The organism is Paenibacillus sp. YIM B09110, from assembly GCF_037167145.1.
Taxonomy (GTDB): Bacteria; Bacillota; Bacilli; order Paenibacillales; family Paenibacillaceae; genus Pristimantibacillus.
Genome location: NZ_JBANSP010000003.1, coordinates 84,897 through 104,130 on the forward strand (window position 1 = coordinate 84,897; position 19,234 = coordinate 104,130).

13 protein-coding genes are annotated in these 19,234 nt (G+C 50.9%); 12 read left to right on the forward strand and 1 reads right to left on the reverse strand.

The window, feature by feature from the left end; translation table 11 throughout:
• Window positions 1–10 precede the first annotated feature (10 nt).
• A complete protein-coding gene (locus V8F51_RS05060) occupies window positions 11–745 on the reverse strand; it encodes a molybdenum cofactor biosynthesis protein (RefSeq protein WP_337098979.1) in 735 nt (244 codons plus the stop codon).
• Window positions 746–966: 221 nt separating this feature from the next.
• Between V8F51_RS05060 and moaA the strand changes: the two genes are divergently transcribed.
• The 12 genes from moaA to V8F51_RS05120 all read left to right on the forward strand — a co-directional run bounded on the left by moaA (window position 967) and on the right by V8F51_RS05120 (window position 19,232).
• Window positions 967–1,968, forward strand: coding sequence for a GTP 3',8-cyclase MoaA (gene moaA, locus V8F51_RS05065; RefSeq protein ID WP_337098981.1), 1,002 nt, complete (start codon window positions 967–969; stop codon window positions 1,966–1,968).
• A 9-nt stretch (window positions 1,969–1,977) separates the two neighbouring features.
• On the forward strand, window positions 1,978–2,454 hold the full coding sequence (locus V8F51_RS05070) for a hypothetical protein (RefSeq protein WP_337098982.1): 477 nt from the start codon (window positions 1,978–1,980) through the stop codon (window positions 2,452–2,454).
• Between the two features lie 56 nt (window positions 2,455–2,510).
• Window positions 2,511–3,977 (forward strand): bifunctional metallophosphatase/5'-nucleotidase, encoded by a 1,467-nt coding sequence (locus V8F51_RS05075; RefSeq protein WP_337098983.1) that lies wholly within the window; start codon window positions 2,511–2,513, stop codon window positions 3,975–3,977.
• Window positions 3,978–4,104: 127 nt separating this feature from the next.
• Complete coding sequence (locus V8F51_RS05080; RefSeq protein WP_337098984.1) at window positions 4,105–5,220, forward strand: HD-GYP domain-containing protein; 1,116 nt, start codon at window positions 4,105–4,107, stop codon at window positions 5,218–5,220.
• Window positions 5,221–5,512: 292 nt separating this feature from the next.
• A complete protein-coding gene (yfkAB, locus tag V8F51_RS05085) occupies window positions 5,513–6,637 on the forward strand; it encodes a radical SAM/CxCxxxxC motif protein YfkAB (RefSeq protein WP_337099368.1) in 1,125 nt (374 codons plus the stop codon).
• 103 nt (window positions 6,638–6,740) lie between these two features.
• Window positions 6,741–7,772, forward strand: coding sequence for a sporulation integral membrane protein YtvI (gene ytvI / locus V8F51_RS05090; protein WP_337098985.1), 1,032 nt, complete (start codon window positions 6,741–6,743; stop codon window positions 7,770–7,772).
• Window positions 7,773–7,885: 113 nt separating this feature from the next.
• The gene (locus V8F51_RS05095; RefSeq protein ID WP_337098987.1) at window positions 7,886–9,049 is read left to right on the forward strand and encodes a glycosyltransferase family 4 protein; all 1,164 of its coding nucleotides are present in this window, start codon (window positions 7,886–7,888) and stop codon (window positions 9,047–9,049) included.
• Between the two features lie 205 nt (window positions 9,050–9,254).
• On the forward strand, window positions 9,255–10,295 hold the full coding sequence (locus V8F51_RS05100; RefSeq protein WP_337098988.1) for a FecCD family ABC transporter permease: 1,041 nt from the start codon (window positions 9,255–9,257) through the stop codon (window positions 10,293–10,295).
• A gap of 2 nt (window positions 10,296–10,297) precedes the next feature.
• Complete coding sequence (locus V8F51_RS05105) at window positions 10,298–11,329, forward strand: FecCD family ABC transporter permease (RefSeq protein ID WP_337098989.1); 1,032 nt, start codon at window positions 10,298–10,300, stop codon at window positions 11,327–11,329.
• Between the two features lie 122 nt (window positions 11,330–11,451).
• Window positions 11,452–17,313, forward strand: a complete 5,862-nt coding sequence (locus V8F51_RS05110) for a WIAG-tail domain (RefSeq protein ID WP_337098990.1) — start codon at window positions 11,452–11,454, stop codon at window positions 17,311–17,313.
• 172 nt (window positions 17,314–17,485) lie between these two features.
• Window positions 17,486–18,835, forward strand: a complete 1,350-nt coding sequence (locus V8F51_RS05115; RefSeq protein WP_337098991.1) for a glycosyltransferase family 2 protein — start codon at window positions 17,486–17,488, stop codon at window positions 18,833–18,835.
• Window positions 18,836–18,941: 106 nt separating this feature from the next.
• The gene (locus tag V8F51_RS05120) at window positions 18,942–19,232 is read left to right on the forward strand and encodes a nucleoside-diphosphate sugar epimerase (protein ID WP_337098992.1); all 291 of its coding nucleotides are present in this window, start codon (window positions 18,942–18,944) and stop codon (window positions 19,230–19,232) included.
• Window positions 19,233–19,234: the final 2 nt, after the last annotated feature.

Consider the following 19,234-nt stretch of genomic DNA (forward strand, 5'->3'; position numbering starts at 1 on the left):
TATACTCCTTCTAATAATCCGTTAAAGGCTCGGTCGGATTCCAAGGGCCCAGCTGGTGGCCTTTCCACTCGGAGCCGTCCTCCCATATTTCTTTTTTCCATATAGGTACAATTTGTTTAAGCCGTTCAATTGCATATCGGCTGGCGTCATAGCAGTCTCCTCGATGAGGTGCAGATACCGCGATAATGACACTTGTCTCGGCAAGGCCGACAACTCCGATCCGATGACTAATCGCGCATAGTGCTCCCGGCCAGCGCTGCGCAATCTCATCGCCAATCTGCTTCATTGTTGCTACAGCCATCGGTGCGTAGGCCTCATACTCTAACCTAACCGTCCGTTGTCCTTGAGTCCATTCACGTGTCGTGCCGACAAAAGCCAGGCTGGCGCCATGCGCAGGGACAATAACTTTGGCTATCACATCGCTCTCGCTTATCGGATCAGATGTTATGACGTACAGCTCTTGGTTGGTTGCTGTTATGCTTGCAGGCTCTTCTCCGCCCGATACTGGAGGCAGCAGGGCAAGCTCGTCCGTCGCGTGCATGGTCGACTGATCTGCGGCATATGAATGGTTGCAAGCGAGGAATGAAATTGAAATTAAATTGGCATGTTCAGGATATGCAGCAGCAAGCAGTTGCTTCAGTTCAGCGGCAGTAACGGCCTCTGAGTCATTCTGAACCTTTATGGAAGAGACGCCGAAACGCTCCGGCAAGCCTGCGAATAATTGAATGGTCCACGTATATGTCATGTCACAAAACCTCTCATGGTATAGGTTGAAGTTGTTTATAGAATATCATAATTCACGAAAAAATGTTATGCTGATACATAGATAGATAAGCGGATGCTTACGACGTGTGTTTGCTTCGCAAACACTAAGCGAATGCTTACGAGGTGTGTTTGTTACACAAACACTAAGCGAATGCTTACGAAGTGTGTTTGTTGCACAAACACTGGAGGAGTGGGAGAGATATGCCTGAATTAATAGACCGCTTTGGACGCGTACATGATTATTTGCGCATATCCGTTACGGATCGCTGTAATTTGCGCTGCTTATATTGCATGCCCGAGGAGGGCGTGGAGTTTACGGAATCCTCAAACCTGCTTTCTTATGACGATATTGTTGAGGTTGCCCGTGCCGGCGCCTCGCTTGGTATATCCAAATTACGCATTACAGGCGGAGAGCCATTAGTGCGACCTGGCCTTGACGGCTTAGTTAAGCGTCTTGCCGACATTCCCGGCATTCGCGATATAGCTTTGACAACGAACGGCATCTTTCTGGCTAAGCAGGCAGAGGCGCTTAAGAAGGCCGGTCTGAACCGCGTCAACATTAGCCTCGATACTCTCGATCATACAAGGTTCAAGTTTATTGCCAGACGCGGTGAGTTGAAGCGGGTTATGGAAGGAATTGAAGCGGCAGGCGCGGTGGGCTTCGACCCCATTAAGCTGAATTGTGTGCTGCTCAAGGATATCAATGAAGACGAGATCGCGGATTTCTTAAAGCTTGCCTTCGAACAGCCGCTTCATGTCAGATTCATTGAATATATGCCAATCGGTCATGCCGACGAGAATTGGAAAAAGATGTACTTGCCGCTGTCACGCGTATTGGAGATTGCTTCGTCCGAAGGCTATGACATTAAGCGCAAGGAGAATATAAAGGGGAACGGGCCTTCCGACGATTGGCAGATCGAAGGGGGCAAGGGCTCATTCGGTCTTATTCATCCAATCAGCGACCACTTCTGCAAGAGCTGCAACCGGCTCAGACTAACGGCAGACGGCTCCATTAAGCCATGCCTATACTGGGTAGACGAATTGAACGTGAAGACGGCTCTTGGCAATCCTGAAGCGATGCAGGAGCTTCTATTGCGGGCGATGGACGTTAAGCCGGAAAATCACGAGATGGCAGCTAAGCTGGCAGACGGGGCGCAGTCCCATGTTCCAACAGAACGGCGGATGTCGCAAATTGGAGGCTAATAATCGATTATGCGTGGAATAAATATATATCATTCTCATTATGGACATTCGGTAACTGAAGCTGCCCAAATGGCCAAGATCGCCGGGGAACACTTCGACATAGGGCAACGGGTACCTGAGGTGAGCGGTGAAGCGTTCGATCTGTTGACGTGGTACACGAACTGGCTCGCGCTGCATGAAGATCGAGAAGCAAATTCGGTTCTGCCAACAATCCTGAAGGTTGAGGCTGTCGATACATTCGAAGCGACGATCCCGTGGGATCAACTTGCCCACGCGGCCGTTCTATTCGAGAAGGACGGTGAGCCGCTCGGGCAGAACGGTCCGATTCGTCTCTACGTACCTGACGGCAGCAGCAAATGCTTGAATGTCAAAAGCATCGTCACCATGCGTATTGAATGCGAAGCAAACGGCGCTGCAGATGCAGAGCGCGAGGCGAGTTATGGTTTCAAGCATACGTTTACCAAGGATGATATGTTTAAGAAATAATATAAGGCAGATCTTCATGACGCTGAAGCGGAGTATTGAGGAGGCGTGCATCGACATTGAATGATGACAACAAACAGACCCAAGTTGTGCTTCTGCATAGCAACGATGTTCATAGCCGATTGGAAAACGCAGCTAAGATAACGGGTTATATTGCCGAGGAGCGCCGCAAATATGGCAGCGATTCCGTACTCGTTATAGATTGCGGTGATCATATAGATCGGATGCGAGTCGAGACGGAAGGAAGCGATGGACTCGTTAACGTGGCTTTATTGAACCTGGCAGGTTATGAAGCTGTTACGCTTGGGAATAACGAGGGACTTACGTATTCCATACAAGTACTTGAGAGCTTGTATCGCGATCATGCGGCATTTCCCGTTATTTGCGCCAATATGAAACAGACAACGACAGGAGAGCTTCCTGAATGGCTGCTGCCGCATGCAATAATCGAGAAGAATGGGCTGTCCATTGGACTTATTGGCGTTACGACAGCTTATACCGATTTTTACTCCTTGCTTGGCTGGGAGGCTGCAGATCCGATAGAGGCTGTGCGCGAGCAGGCAGCTCTACTAAGAGAACAGGTGCAAGTTGTCGTTGTGATGTCCCATCTTGGTATTAGGTACGATGAGAAGATGGCAGAAAGCATTGACGGTATCGATCTCATTATAGGAGCTCACACGCATCATCTATTGGAAGAACCTCTCGAGATTTGCGGAACGACGATATGCGCCGCAGGGAAATTCGGCGAATATATTGGCCGAGTGGAGATTGGCATGGACGAGTTGACCCATCGGCCCGTTTTTCGCGCAAGCGTCATACCAACAGCCGCTTTCGAGGAGCAGCAAGAAGCCGCAGAGCTAATAAGCATGTTTCTGGAGTCGGGACAGCATAGGCTTAGTGAAGTCGTTGCGGTGCTTAACGAACCGCTGCCTGCATCTACGAATACAGAGTCTCCGCTATGTAATTTGCTTGCTTCTGGACTTCGCCGCTGGACGGATGCCGACATAGGTATTGTAAACACAGGGCAACTGCTGGGTGGTCTCGCACAAGGTGAGGTGACAGCGGGAGAGCTGCACGCCTTATGCCCATCCCCGATCAATCCTTGCAGGATCAGCATAGAAGGCAAATACTTGCGGGAAGCGCTGGAGCAGTCGCTGCTGAAAGAATATATCGAGAAGCCAATTAAGGGCTATGGCTTTCGCGGACATGTGCTTGGGAATATTGCCGTTGACGGAATCGAAATTGAGTATGAAAGCAATCGCCCGGATTACATGAAGCTCCAAACCGTACTGGTAAATGGAGAACCGTTGGACGATCAGCGATTATATCGCGTCGGAACGATCGATATGTTCACGTTCAAGGCGGGCTATGAATCGCTGGCGAACGGGCGCTCTATCGATTATTATTTGCCCGAATTTATTCGCGATGTGATCGCCCATCAACTGCAAAACAGCGCAAATATTACGGATTGCCGCAGAAGCCGTTGGCATAATATGTCGACGGATCAAAGGCGGGCGCGATTGTAATCGTTCGCTGTCGAATAATATAGAAGAAAATGGTTGCGAAATCCCCGTTTTTCCCGTACATTAACATTACGAACGGCTTTTTCCGATGAAAGTATTGAGGAGACCATTTGGGGGAAGGATCGAGAAAATGCGTTTGGTGCCGATTACAAAATGCGAGCCGGGGATGAAGCTTGCCAAAAAAATATTTTCACAAGAAGGCATGGTGCTTCTCGGCGAGAATATAGAGCTAACCCAAAGACTAATAACCCGCCTGGCGCAGTGCGGGATACAGTACGTATACATATCCGATGCAAGAACGGATGACATTGTGCTGCCGTCATTAATAAGTGAGGATACGTTGCGTGTCGCTTTGAAGGACATAAAGTCGAATTTTCGCGAGATGATGGACCGCCCAAAGAAGAAAAAAGGGGTAACATACCCCTATATTGCTCAGCCCTTTAAGCAAATGATGAATATGATTATAGACGATCTCTCCGGTCATCAGGATGCAATGATTATGCTCATGGATATGGGATCGGTCGACCATTATCTATTCCAGCATTCGCTTAATGTGTGCGTCTATACGACGCTGCTCGGAATGTCGCACGGATATTCTCGAGAAGAACTGATGACGCTTGGCATGGGCGCGCTTCTGCATGACATTGGAAAGACGCAAATATCGATCGATGTTCTGAAGAAGCCTGGCTCTCTGACGGAAGAGGAATTCAAGGCCATGAAGCAGCATGCAAGAATAGGCTATGAGCTTCTGAAGGACGAGCCTAACTTGCCGCTTATCGTGGCGCATTGCGCCTTCCAGCATCATGAACGGTTAGACGGAAGCGGTTATCCGAGAGGCATTAAGGGCGATGAAATCCATGATTATGCGAAGTGGATTGGACTTGTCGATTCTTATGACGCGATGACGACGAATCGGATTTACCGCGCTCCAATGCTGCCGCATCACGCGATCGAGCGCCTGTATGCTGGCTCAGGAACGTTATACGAGCAGAAGATGCTCCAGCTGTTCCGAGACAAGGTGGCTATCTATCCGATAGGCATTACCGTGAAGCTGCAGTCAGGGGAATCGGGCGTAGTCGTCGATCTGAATTCGTCTTATCCGCACCGGCCAATTGTGCGCGTGCTTAACAACGAGGCAGGAGAGCAACTGGCAGTTCCGTATGAAATCGATTTGTCGAAGCAATTGACGGTTATGATCACACATGTGAATGATGACCCGACAGACAAGCTTGTGTCAGGTATCTAGCATCTGATTTATAGAAGTGCAGGAGTCTCGCAAGACGACTTGCGACATAACAGGCCAGCCAGATTACTCTGGCTGGCCTGTTATGTCGATAGTAAGGATGGCATTGCTTGTCGGCCGTTTACGCTTAAGCTTGCTTCCTGGGGAAACGGACATTACAATGAAATAATAAGCATATCGAAGCTTGTACCCTGTTATATGTTAATATGAAGATATAAAATCCAGTCAATTAAGTCAGGTGCTGATATAGATGAATACTGTTCAATTGCAACAAACAACGACTCCTATAAGACAGATGAACGCCCCTTTAACTGCTTTGCCTCCATTGTCCCCGGTCAATGATCCGTGGGATCCGATCCGTTCCTTACGCCAGCATGGCCGCCATCGATTGACGAGCGTTGAGATGACGGTATCGAATTTATGCAATATGCGCTGCGAGCACTGCGCCGTTGGCGATACGCTTGTTATGGCAGAGCCGCAGAAGCTGCCGCTTAAGCAAATGTTGGAGAGGCTCGATGAGGTAGAGCATCTCGAGACTATAAGCATTACAGGCGGCGAGCCTTCCTTCTCCGATCGAACAGTTCGCGATTATATGGTACCGCTGCTTCAATATGCGCGCAGCCGCGGCATACGTTCCCAAATTAATTCCAATGTTACTTTACCATATAGCAGGTATGAGCAGCTTGCGCCGTATTTGGACGTTATGCACATTTCCTTCAACTATACGAATGCAGACGACTTTCACCAGATCGGCTTCGCTAAGGCGGGTCATGCTGTATCCCGTGAAGCTGCAGTAAAGCTGTACGATCGTATGATTGACAACAGTCGTCGTCTAAGCGAGACGGGCGTGCTTGTATCCGCGGAGTCGATGATTAATTATCGCACCTTCGATAAGATCGATGAAATTCATAGACTAATCGTTGAAATGGGCTGCAAGCGTCACGAGGTTCATCCGATGTATCCAAGTGCGTTCGCGAAGGATCTGCCTGTCATTACAAGAGAGCAGATGCGCCAATCGATCGAACTTCTGCTTAGCAAGCGTGATCCATCTATATGGATGCTGTTCGGCACGTTGCCCTTCTACCAATGCAGCGATAACCAAGAAGAACGCAAGCTGCTTGCGAGACTAGCCTCCGAGCCGAATGTTACGGTTAGAAATGATCCTGACGGACGCAACCGGCTGAATGTCAATCTATTCACGGGCGACGTATTCGTAACGGACTTCTCCGACGTTCCAGCCTTCGGCAACATAGCCTCGTCCAAGCTGGACGACTTGTTCGACCGTTGGCTCGATCATTCACTTGCGCGCAGCGTCGACTGTCATTGTCCAGCAGCGGGCTGCTGCGGTCCGAACTTGCTCGTCAAGGATATGTATTATAAGGATACAGACTTTCATACGAAGACGGCTTTGTTCGATTAAGGGGAAAATTTTATATATTCCGATCGATATTGTAAAGCTAAAAGCTGAAACCCGCTCGTATAATATCCGTATAGAAGTTCAGACATCGGAGAGGAGGTAACATATGTCCATAAAAACGCTCGTATTTATAGCAGTAGGTCTGTTGCTGCTGTATCTGTTATTTACAGTAGGCGCTCCTTTTCTGCTTGCGTTAATTGTAGCGATCTTCCTAGAACCGCTTAATCAATTGTTTATGACGAAGTTCCGGATGAATCGGCTTGTTGCGGCTACGATATCCAGTACCATCTTCTCGATTGGATTGATTGGGCTGATCGCGCTTCTGGGCGTTAAGATTGTAGCCGAGATCATCGCTTTTTTCAAAAAAGTGCCCAAATATTTCGAAGATGCCAACGGCATCGTGCAGGATCTGATGGATCAAGCAGATTCGATCTATCAGCATTTGTCGCCTGACGCGGTATCGCAGGTCGAAAGCTGGATGAAGGGGCTGACGGACAATTTGACGAGTATGGTTGGCTCGTTGTCCAATACCGTTATTTCGTTTGCTTCCAGCATTCCTGGCATGTTCATCTTTTTCATCGTCTTTTTGGTGGCGGTATACATGTTCAGCTTCAGCCTCAATACAATGAAGGCTTCGGTCTTGTCGCTGTTCGAGGAGAAGTCGAGACAACAAGTCGATGACGTATTAGGCAATTTGCGTAAGTCGATATTCGGCTTCCTGCGCTCGCAGATTATATTGAGTGCCCTGACTTATGTCATATCGTTGATTGGCTTGCTTATTCTTGGCATCAAATACCCGCTTGCAATCGCGCTATTGATTATTGTTGTTGATATTTTGCCGATACTCGGCACGGGTTCGGTTCTCGTTCCTTGGGGTACATATTTGGCGATAACCGGCGATCTATACACGGGGATCGGTCTATTCGTCCTGTTCCTAGTCATTACTGTATTCCGTCGTATAATAGAACCAAAAATACTTGGCGATGCGGTCGGTATCGGTTCGTTGTCGGCGCTCATTAGCTTGTACGTAGGCTTTAAGCTCGTTGGTGTAATCGGTGTATTCTTAGGCCCGCTCGTTATCATTATCTATATGGCGGCGCGTAAGGCTGGCTTGTTCCAGACGAAGCTGAAGCTTTAATCCGGAAATGCCGAGCAAATGCCGTCTTGTGCTAGGTCACTTGTATAGGTCATCGGTTCGTTCCGAGGCGTATAATACTGCATCATGCGTATGAGCAGGAGGCAGACGAACCAATGGCATCGATGAAAGTAGCGATCGTTACACCCGGATCTTATTCTATTCCTTCTCCTATGAGCAGCTCCGTCGAGCGAGTCATAGAGAAGTTTGCTCCGCTGCTGCAGCCGCAGGCGGAACCAAGAATATATGGCAAGCTGTCTAAGAGGCTCCCCCGAAAGGGGGAGCTTCTAGGCGTTGTGTACGAGCGTTTCTCCAAATCAAGCACAACTCGCTACCTTCAATCGATTGGCAAATCGATTAAGCGATTCAATCCAGATGTTATTGATGTGGAGAATCGGCCTAAATATGTGCTCTCTATGAGACGTTCTAACCCAAGAAAGAGAGTCTGGCTTTATTTGCATTCCTCTACGTTTATCAGTCCAAGACACATAACGCCTCGCACCTTGCGTCACTGCCTGCGCGCTGCAGACCGAATTATCGTTAATAGCGAATATTTGCGGGGTGTTGTCGCAACTAAAGTGCCGGAAATAACAGCCAAGCTCCGAGTTATTTATCCCGGAGTCGATACAGCTCGCTTCCTATCTCAGTATTCGCCAGAGGGAATGGTCTATCGAGAAGCGCTGCGCCAAAGAGAAGGGGTCGCTCATAGAAGAGTTGTACTTTTCATGGGCAGGCTTATTCCGCTTAAAGGTGTTCACCATCTGCTTAGAATCGTCCCCCAGCTTGCGCGTAGCAACCCTGATGTGATGGTCGTTATCGTCGGCAGCCCGTTCTACGGCTCTCACCGCAAGACGAGGTACGCGCTTGAGCTCGAGCGCATTGGCAGGCTATGCCCCGAGCATGTTCGATTCGTCCCTTACGTCCCCTACACGGAGGTGTCGGATTGGAATTTGCTTGCCGATGTCGCAGTCGTCCCGTCCGTCGAGCGTGAAGCTTTCGGACTCGTGAATGTCGAGGCAATGTCATGCGGAGTACCAGTTGTGGCAACCAATGTAGGAGGGATGAGGGAAATTATTGAGCATGGCAGTACCGGCTTTTTGGTCGACCCTGCACGGGTTGAGGCGGAGCTGCTCGAGATGCTGCAATTGCTGTTAAGCAACGATGAGCTTCGCCGCGAATACGGCATGCGAAGCCGGGAGCGGATCGAGCAGATGTTCACCTGGCAGCATATGGCGGATAGGTGGCTGTACCTTTTGGAGACGGAGGGACGCATGCGCTAACGGTTAACGAGAGAAGGCTCGACCAATTCTTCCATTGAAAAAAACGATAATTTCTGATATATTGAAAACGAGAATCGTTATCACTGTATCGGATTTGTCGTTTTTTTTGCTGAAAATATGGTTTATAACACTTTTTAACGATTATAATGATCATCGTTATGTTGTCAGCAGTACAAAAAGTTTACATACAGAGAGGTAGTTACAGATGTCTTCCAAGTCGCAATCCAACGAGCAGCAAGCTGTACCGCTGCGCACGAGGCCGCTGGCGGCCACCGTAATCTTTTTTGGCGGAATAGCCGTATTGCTGTTCTCGCTGGCACTGTCCATCTCTGTTGGTGCCGCCGATATTAATCTATCGACGGTCTGGGATTCAATCTTCCACTTTGATGGGGAAAACGTGCAGCATCTTATTATCAATGAGCTTCGCATGCCGCGCGCTCTCGCTGGCGCACTTGTAGGCGCTGCGTTCGCCGTTGCCGGAGCGGTCATGCAAGGAATGACGCGCAATCCGCTCGCTGATTCAAGCTTGGTCGGCCTTAACGCGGGTGCGGGCTTAATGCTCGCAATTTGCTTCGCGTTCATCCCAGGGCTCTCTTACTTGGAAATTATGTTCATGTGTTTCGGAGGAGCAGCCGTTGCCCTTGGCATCGTATACGGCATCGGATCGATTGCCAAAGGCGGATTGACGCCGGTCAGGCTTACACTTGCAGGCGCTGCTGTCGGCGCGTTGCTGCTTGCCATTACTGAAGGGATTGCGATCTACTATCGGATTGGTCAGGATATGGCTTTCTGGTATGCCGGAGGCGTCGCAGGCACGAAGTGGGTGCAGATCAAAATTATCGCTCCATGGATTATTGGCGGATTGCTCGGAGCGATCGCGATTTCGCGTCAGATTACAGTGCTAAGTATGGGCGACGAGGTTGCTCAAGGACTAGGCCAGCGCACAGGCTGGGTTAAAGCGATATCGATTATTATCGTGCTGCTGCTTGCCGGAGCCGCTGTATCCGTTGTTGGGGCAGTCGGCTTCGTGGGGCTTGTCATTCCGCATATCGCGCGCATTCTCGTAGGTGTCGATTATCGATTCATTATTCCATGCTCGGCGATATTAGGCGGCCTGCTTATGGTCGTTGCGGATATTGGCGCTCGGATGATTAATCCGCCGGTTGAGACGCCAGTCGGTGCGATTATCGCGTTAATCGGTGTTCCTTACTTCTTATATCTCGTGACGAAGATGAGGAGGGAATAACGATGAACGAATTGTATATTACCGCAACAGAGAAGAACAGAAGAAGTCGAGCGATCATCGTCATGACCGTTCTCGGTATTCTCATTATATCTTCCTTTATTATCAGTATGAACACAGGTTATATCCGATTATCGCCGCTTGATGTACTGAAGACGGTGTTTGGCTCGGGAACGAGTAAGCAAGAGCTTATTTTGTTCGACTTCCGTCTGCCGCGGATTGTAATATCAGTATTGATTGGTGCAGGCTTCGCTGTATCGGGTGCGATTATTCAAGGCATATCGCGGAATCCGCTCTCAGATCCGGGGCTGCTCGGCATTAACGCCGGAGCGGGTCTAGCCGTTGTTCTCTATATTAGCTTTTACCCGGTTAATGAAGCGGCTCCCTTGTTCTTCATGCCATTCCTTGCGCTTGTAGGGGCTGGGGCGACAGCGGTGCTTATCTACTCGCTATCCTATAGAAAGCATTACGGCCTCATGCCGACTCGGATGATTCTAGTCGGTATCGCGGTTGCCGCAGGCATTGGCGCAGCGATGCTCGTACTGACGATCAGACTTGACCCGAACGATTATCAATTCGTGTCGGTATGGCTGGCGGGCAGTATCTGGGGGACGAACTGGAAGTTCGTGCTTGCTCTGCTGCCTTGGATCTTGATTTTACTGCCGTATTCCTTCACGAAGGCGAAGGTGCTTAATGCGCTTAATCTTGGCGACCAGCTCGCAATTGGTCTTGGAGCACGCGTGAACAGAGAGCGACTAGGGCTTATTGCTGCTGCTGTTGGACTTGCCGGTGCGTGCGTAGCGGTTGGAGGAGGCATCGGCTTCGTCGGGTTGATCGCGCCACATTTGGCACGTAGACTTGTAGGACCGCAGCATCAGTATTTGCTGCCGGCATCGGCGCTTATCGGCGCTTTGCTGCTTATTGTTGCAGATACGCTGGCGAGATGGGCTTTCCAGCCCACCGATATTCCGACGGGTATTGTCGTAGCGGTTATCGGCGCACCATACTTTCTATACCTGTTGGCCAAAACGCGATAGTTATACAGCGATACCGCGGAGACAATCTGTCTCTGCGGTTTTTTTGTCGTGTGCCGAGTAGCCAGCCCATGGGTAGTTGCATATATTACCTAAGACATTTCAGGTGGAAGAAGGAGAGGGCAATGGCAAAAAGCAGATCAGGGAAGAGCCCGAAGGGGCGAAAGCCGCTTTTTTATGTTGATAATCCGAATACTTCCGAATTAAAGTGGCTCGATGAGGCAGGAAAGCGCAAGGAAGCAGAGAGGACCTCGCCGTTTAAGCAAGCTGTTCCCGTTGCGAGCGCGGACGAGGATCAGGACGCGTTGAAAATAACTGCCATGGATTTACTCGAACTTGAGCTTGAGGAAGAAGAATTAACTGTTATCGAGGCTGATTCCATATCGGAACTTGAAGCAAGCGCTAACGATGAAACAGGTGAACAACTGGAGCAACTGGAAGAGTTGATAGATCCAATAAACGAAATAAGCTATGAAGATAAGTTGGAGAAGATTGAAGAGAAGAAAGGGCCAGATGGCCCGCTGCCATTCATCTATACCGATGATTTGGCCGATCAGTTGATTACAGAAAGCAAGATTGCCCCCGGCTCTATAAATAATTCCAAGATTCAGGCGGGCAGCATTGGCTCCGAGCTGCTCGCAGACTTCGCCGTCAAAAACATTCATATTGCCGATGGCTCAGTCACTTCGATGAAGCTTTCCCCGGAATCGGTAACAGGCACGCATCTCACTAACGGTTCTATCTCCGGTGCCAAGCTGCTCGATCATTCCATTGACGGCAGCAAGCTGCAGGACGGCAGCATCAGCTCCGAGAAGCTCGCTGATCGAACGATAAGCGCTTATAAGCTCGCCGATCATTCCATTGAGGCGAAGCATCTGAAGGAGTTTATTATTACGACCGAGCTGCTAGGCGATCAATCCGTTACGGCAGATAAGATCGTGAGCGGCTCCATTCAAGCAGAGAATATTGCCAATGAAGCGATTAATAATTCCAAGCTTGCTGAAGGAGCGGTTACAAGCTCAAAGCTTCGTGATGGCTCCATTACAGAAGATAAGATCGCTGAGCAAGCAGTCGGTTCAGCACAGGTGAAGCATGGCAGCATACAAGCCGAACATCTGTCCGAGGGCGTGATTGAAGGTCGCCATATACTTGAAGCCGCTATTCAATCGCAGCACATTGCCGAAGGGGCGATTGGATCCAGAGAGCTTCAAACCGGGGCTGTCAATTCGGGGCAGATCGCCGAGTCGGCTATCGGTCCAACCCATTTGCAAGCGGGTGGCGTAACAAGCGCTCATATTGGGATTGGCCAAATTATGAGCGAGCATCTGTCCGATCAGTCGGTAACGACTACCAAGCTAACCGATCAATCGGTAACGACAATGAAGATCGTTGATCAATCGATCACCTTGTCGAAGCTGTCTGATCAAAGCGTCAATGCACAGAAGCTGTCTAATGAATCGGTGCTCAATCGACATCTCGGACGCTTCAGCGTTACGTCTGACAAAATCGCTGAATCGCAAGTGCTGCAATCCCATCTCGCTGCTGATTCTGTTTCTTCCAAGCAGGTTGCCGCGCATGCGATTGCGAGAAACCATTTGCAGAACGGCATCATTAATGATGAGAAGCTTGCAGCCAAAGCAGTCCGCTTCGGCCATATCGATATAGCTGCTATAGGGACGGGGCAACTCATTGACAGCTCCGTAACGACAGGAAAGATATTAGACCATGCCGTGACCTCCGCCAAGCTTGCCGCCGATGCTGTGGAGACGAAACATCTGAACGATGACTCGGTAACCTTCCAGAAGATCGCGCCCGGCTCCCTAAGAGCCTTCCATCTATCGAAAGAGGCTGTAACCGAGGAAGCGATAGCGCCTGGTTCTGTGAATGGAAGCCACTTGAAGCAAGGTGTCGTTGACTTACCCCATCTGGCAGACAACGCCATAGCAACGGATAAGCTGCAGGACGGCTCTGTTACAAGCGGCAAGCTTGCATTCGGAGCGATAACGGAGCGTTATATCGGGCCAGGCGTCGTGCTCTCGCATCACTTGGCCGATCATATTGTGAACTCGCTTAAGCTATCGCCGGAAGCAGTAACGTCCGATAAGCTAGCCGACCTTAGTGTAACGGGAACTAAACTTGCGGACGGGAGCGTAACGCATTCCAAGATCGCGCCTGGGACGTTGTTGCCTGAACATTTCGCTGACAACTCGGTAGAAGGAAAGCATATTCAACACGGCACGATTCACGCCAGACATTTGCAACACCGCTCGATTGCTGCGGAGCATTTATCAATCAAGTCGATTTCGGCAGAGGCGCTGCAGGATGGTGTCGTTACGAAGTCGAAGCTGGCGCAGGGCGCCGTGCACAGCGGGCATATCGGGGAGGAAGCGATAGCCAGCCGGCATTTGGCAGGCCAATCGGTACTAGGCATTCACTTAGGCGAGAACAGCGTCCATGGTTTTCATATGACCGACGGTTCGGTAACGACGACGAAGCTGGCGGCTGGCAGTGTTGGGGAAGCCCATCTCATGGCGCGCTCGGTCGGAGCGGAAGCGGTGCAAAAGGGCGCAATCGCCGCGGAGCACCTTGGACTAAACGTAGTCTCTTACGAGCATCTAACTAACTTGTCTGTTGGCCCTGAGCATCTTCGTTCGCAGGCTGTTGAAGCCGAGCATTTGGCGTCCGGAAGCGTAGGATCCGATGCCATCCAAGATGGGGCAATCGTCAGCGTGAAGCTGGCGCCCGGCGCGATTGCCGGAGAGCATGTGCAGCTCGAGACGCTGGCCGGCAAACATCTTAAGGCCGATACGCTGCAAGGCTATCATATCCGCAAGGGAACGATTACAAATGCTCATCTAGCGGGAGACGTACTTGCTTTCGACAAGATGGCTGACGATATCATTCCGGGCAGCAAGATTAAAATAGGTTCGATTGGATCAAGGCAGCTAGGGATTGACAGCATCGGCAGCGCACAGCTTATGACAGGTTCTGTTATAAGCACGAAGCTGGCTATCGAAGCTGTTCACGGCGCTAATATTAAATCGCAAGCTGTCGGAACGGAACAGTTGGCGGATAGCGGTGTAACGAGAGAGAAGCTTGCTCCAGGCAGTGTCGCAGAGGATCAGTTGGCAGAGGGAAGCGTAACCGCGCGCATACTGTCGCCAGGAAGTGTCGGAACGGACCAATTGCTGGCTGGCAGCATAGTGTCGAGCAAGCTTGCCTATGGTAGTATCGAGGCTGAGCATATCGCAGCAGGCAGCATTAGAACGGAGCAGCTTGCAAGCGAAAGTGTGACAAGAAGCAAACTCGCTAACGGCAGCGTCGGAACAGAGCAATTGAACGAGGGCAGCGTGACAGCCGAGAAGCTGGCAACGGGCAGCGTAGGCGAGAAACAGCTTGCGAATAGCGGCGTAACGCAGGAGAAGCTGTCACATGGCAGCGTCGGAACGGAGCAATTGAGCGAAGGCAGCGTGACAGCCGAGAAGCTGGCAACGGGCAGTGTGGGCGAGGCGCAGCTTGCTAGCGGCGGCGTGACGCAGGAGAAGCTGGCGTCCGGCAGCGTCGGAACGGAGCAGCTGTTGAACGGCAGCGTCACAGTGGAGAAGATCGCTTTATCCAGCGTTCGAGAGGAACATCTTGCGAATGGCAGCGTAACGACAAGCAAAGTTGCCGGCGGTAGTATTGGAACGGAGCAATTGGCCGAAGGCGGCGTGACGACAGGGAAGCTGGCGCTAGGCAGTGTCGGAACGGCGCAACTGGCCGAAGGCGGCGTGACGTTGAATAAGCTTGCCGCAGATAGCGTCGGAACGGAGCAATTGCTTGCAGGCAGCGTTGATTCGAGCATACTTGCCTCCGAAAGCGTAAGAGCCGAGCATATCTTGAATGGCACAATCGGAACCGATAAGCTTGCATACGGCAGTGTGACAACAAATAAACTGGCGTCTGGCAGCGTGGGAACGGATCAATTAGGCGAAGGCAGCGTAACGAATGAGAAGCTGTCGATTGAAAGTGTGGGAACGGAGCAATTAGCGAACCGCAGCGTGACGATGGAGAAGATGACAGCGGGCAGCGTCGGGCCAGAACAGCTCTTAGCGGGCAGCATTGTATCCAGTAAGCTGGCATACGGCAGCGTGGGAACGGAGCATATCGTACTAGGCAGCATTATCGGGGCGGAGCATATCGCGGCCGGAAGCATCGGAGCTGAGCAGCTTGCGAGCGGAAGCGTGACGGCGAGCAAGCTGGCATACGGCAGCGTGGGAACGGAGCATATCGCGCCGGACAGCATCTTTGGAACGGAGCATATCGTCGCTGGTAGCATTGGCGAGGATCAACTCGCGAATAACAGCGTGACGATGAGCAAGCTGGCATCCGGCAGTATCGGAACGGAGCATATCGTACCGGAAAGCATCGTTGGAACAAAGCATATCGTCGCTGGCACCATTGATTCGGATCAGCTTGCCAAATTCAGTGTGACGAAGAGCAAGCTGGCATACGGCATCATCGGAGCGGAGCATATCGTACCCGACAGCATCATTGGAACGGAGCATATCGTCGCGGGCAGTATAGGCGAGGACCAATTGGCAAGCGGTATTGTGACGGCGAGCAAGCTGGCATACGGAAGTGTCGAAACGGAGCATATCGCCCAAGGCAGCATCATTGGTACAGAGCATATCGTGCCAGGCAGCATTGACTCGGAGCAGCTCGCAAGCAGCAGCGTCGGATCGGATCAATTAAGCGAGAGAAGTGTGACAAACGAGAAACTGGCGTTTGGCAGCGTAGGGCGAGAACAATTAATTAATTACAGCGTGACGACGGAGAAGCTTGCGGCAAGCAGCGTTGGAGCAGAGCAGCTCATCGGCGGCAGTGTCGGAACGGAACAACTAAGCGACGGCAGTGTCACGATAGAGAAGCTGGCGTCAGGCAGCGTCGGAACAGAGCAATTAACTTATCACAGCGTGACGACGGAGAAGCTTGCGCCTGGCAGCGTTGGCTCGGAGCAGCTTGCAAGCGGCAGTGTGACGACGAGTAAGCTTGCGCACGGAAGTGTTGAAGCCGAGCACATCGCAGAAGGCAGCATCATCGGAACGGTGCATATCGCAAGCGGCAGCATTGGCTCGGAGCAGCTGGCAAATGGGAGCGTGACGACGAGCAAGCTGGCACAACGAAGCGTAGGAGCCGAGCATATCGCGGCGGGCAGCATCATTGGCTCGGTGCATATCGCGAAGGGAACTATTGAATCGGAGCAGCTTGCGAGCGGCAGCGTAACGACGAGCAAGCTTGCAAACGGCAGCGTCGGGACGCAGCACTTGTATATAGCCAGCGTAACGTCCGAGAAGCTGGCGCCTGGAAGCATAGGCGCCGAGCAGATTGCGAACGGCGGTGTGACGCTTAAGAAGCTCGCACTCGGCAGCGTTGGAACAGGGCAATTGCTGTACGCCAGCGTAACGACGGATAAGATTGCGCGCGGCAGCGTGGACACCGAGCAACTGGCGGACGGCAGCGTTACGTTCGAGAAGCTGGCAGCCGAAAGCGTCGGAACGGAACAACTGGCTACAGGCAGCGTAACAGCCGATAAGCTTGCTCCAGGTCTATTGGGTGAAAGAAGCGGCAGTCGAACATCAGCTCTGAAGCCGGAGGATATCGCCGATCATTCCATCTCAAGCCAGCATCTGCAGAACGGTTCGGTCGGACTTTCCGCACTCAGCTTCAATCCAATTGTAGCGCCGAGCAGCACGGGCGTAACGAAGCAGCAATTCGGTCTCGAGCCTTACAGCTTCTCGATGCAAGAAGAGCAGATTGATGTCACGATCACGTTCGATGAGCCTTTCGCAGGCGACAATTATGTGCTTGTTGCGTCAACGGATAATACGGCTTGTTACGCGATTATCCAAGCGAAGACCGAAGAGCAAGCGATGATTACCATCGTTCGCACGCGATTCAGTCGAGTATTGAAAGGCAATATCAACTGGATAGCGATCGGGAAATAATCGCAGGTGTTTGAGAAGAGACGGTGCAGGTCTACCTGCATCGTCTCTATTTCTATTGCGAGACAGGAAAAGGCGAACAGGTAGTTGTACATATGCCGTTGCAGAGCGCTTCCCCGTACATACAATAACGTGATACCCCTATCATAAACCAGACGAATTGGAGAGAGTGCCGATGAGGCGCAAGAAAGATCAGTCCCGTCGTCCTAAGCGCCGCCCTGATGCAAGAGGGTCGGTCGCTTCACCGAAAGAAAAGTACAGGCTGGGCTTGGCTAACGGCTATAAAGAAGGCTTGAAAGCGGGCTGCGATAGCTACGGAAACCATTTTGACGGAACGAGTATTATCATTTCCTGCCGCAATGAAGCCGAATATTTGAAGCGGTGCATCGAAAGTATTATGGAGCATACGGAATTGCCCTATGAAGTAATCGTTATTGATAGCGGTTCTACCGATCACACGCAGCAATACTTGAAAGGGTTGGATGGCCAAGTGAGATATTGTCTACTTGGCAACGACGCTGGTTTTGTCATGTCAGCCAATCGCGGACTGATGATGGCGAAGGGAACGACTATGCTGCTGCTTAGCAATCGGATCATTGCAACCGAATATTGGCTGGAAAATATGCTGAATTGTTTGAATAGCGATAGCTCGATCGGCATGGTCGGTCCTGTATCGAATGGCTGGCAAGGCAACCAGCATAAGGCGCTGCGCTGCGAGAAGCTGGAAGATATGCATGAACTAGCAAGAATCAACAATGTCATAGATGCCGGTGCTAGGAAGCGGACAGAGCGGCTATCCAAGGAATGTTTGCTGTTCAGACGTGAACTGCTGGAGAAAACAGGTTACCTGGATGAGGCGATTGAGCATGACTCATTTTGCGAAGAGGATTATAGTTTGCGAGTAAGGCTGCAAGGTTACACGCTCTTGTATACGGAAGAGGCATATGTACATTTCGCGACTATCAATTCTGAGATGAAAGAGCTGGTAGAGCATTATGAAGCGACGAGCGAGGCGAGTACGTCGTCGATGCTTTATTTTATGGACAAATGGAATAATCCGAATCAAATATTACGTTATCGAGAAGAGCTTGGACTGATGACGAACCTTGGAGAGGCTGCTTATTACCCCTTGCAGGCTGTGGTCAAAGGAACCGGTAATCGAATCTACTGGATCGAGGATCAGAAGAGACGGCTGATTGAGGGTATGTGGGAGCGGGACGCTGTACAGCTGTCTCAGCTCGATGTTAGACGTTGGGAGGCGAGTGAGCCCATAACAGCGGAGGCTGCGGCGGAGCGCCTTGATACGGTGTCGGTATCGGATTTGCACGGATCGGTATTACGAGACAGCGAAGGGACACTCTACTATTTTGAAAATGGACATAAAAGAGAAGTAGCGGGTCTTGCTGCCGAGCAGGCTTGGCTCATGCATCTGTATCCGACTGCCAGTCTATCGGAGCAGCAAATGAAGGAGCTGCCGTCTGGACTGCCGATTATCGCTCCATGCTCGCTCCGGCAAGCGCTATAGCCTATATAATGTTCTCGGGCTGGGAAGCAAGGAGTGGTTGTGACACTGCTAGGATCAGCGCATATGATGTAAGCAAAGTGAGCGGTTAGAAAGAGGTGACTTTTTTATGCAAAATTATGTAAACGAAATGGTTGAGCATATGGCCCAGTCGAGCGCGGAACTCGCGCGCATCCTTGAGGCGGAAAAGCATGTCGCCGTGCGAATGTCGGATATCGTACAGGTCATTCCAGATCAGAGGCCGAGCTTCGACGGTGGAATATCGGCAACCGTAGAAAACTCGCTAGCGGTATCCCAGAATATTGTCGCTTATTTGAACAGTATTGCGGATCTGCAAGAAACGATCGCTTCACAATTATCAATCATCATTCGTGAGCTAAAGGTAGCAGAAGAAGAATGATT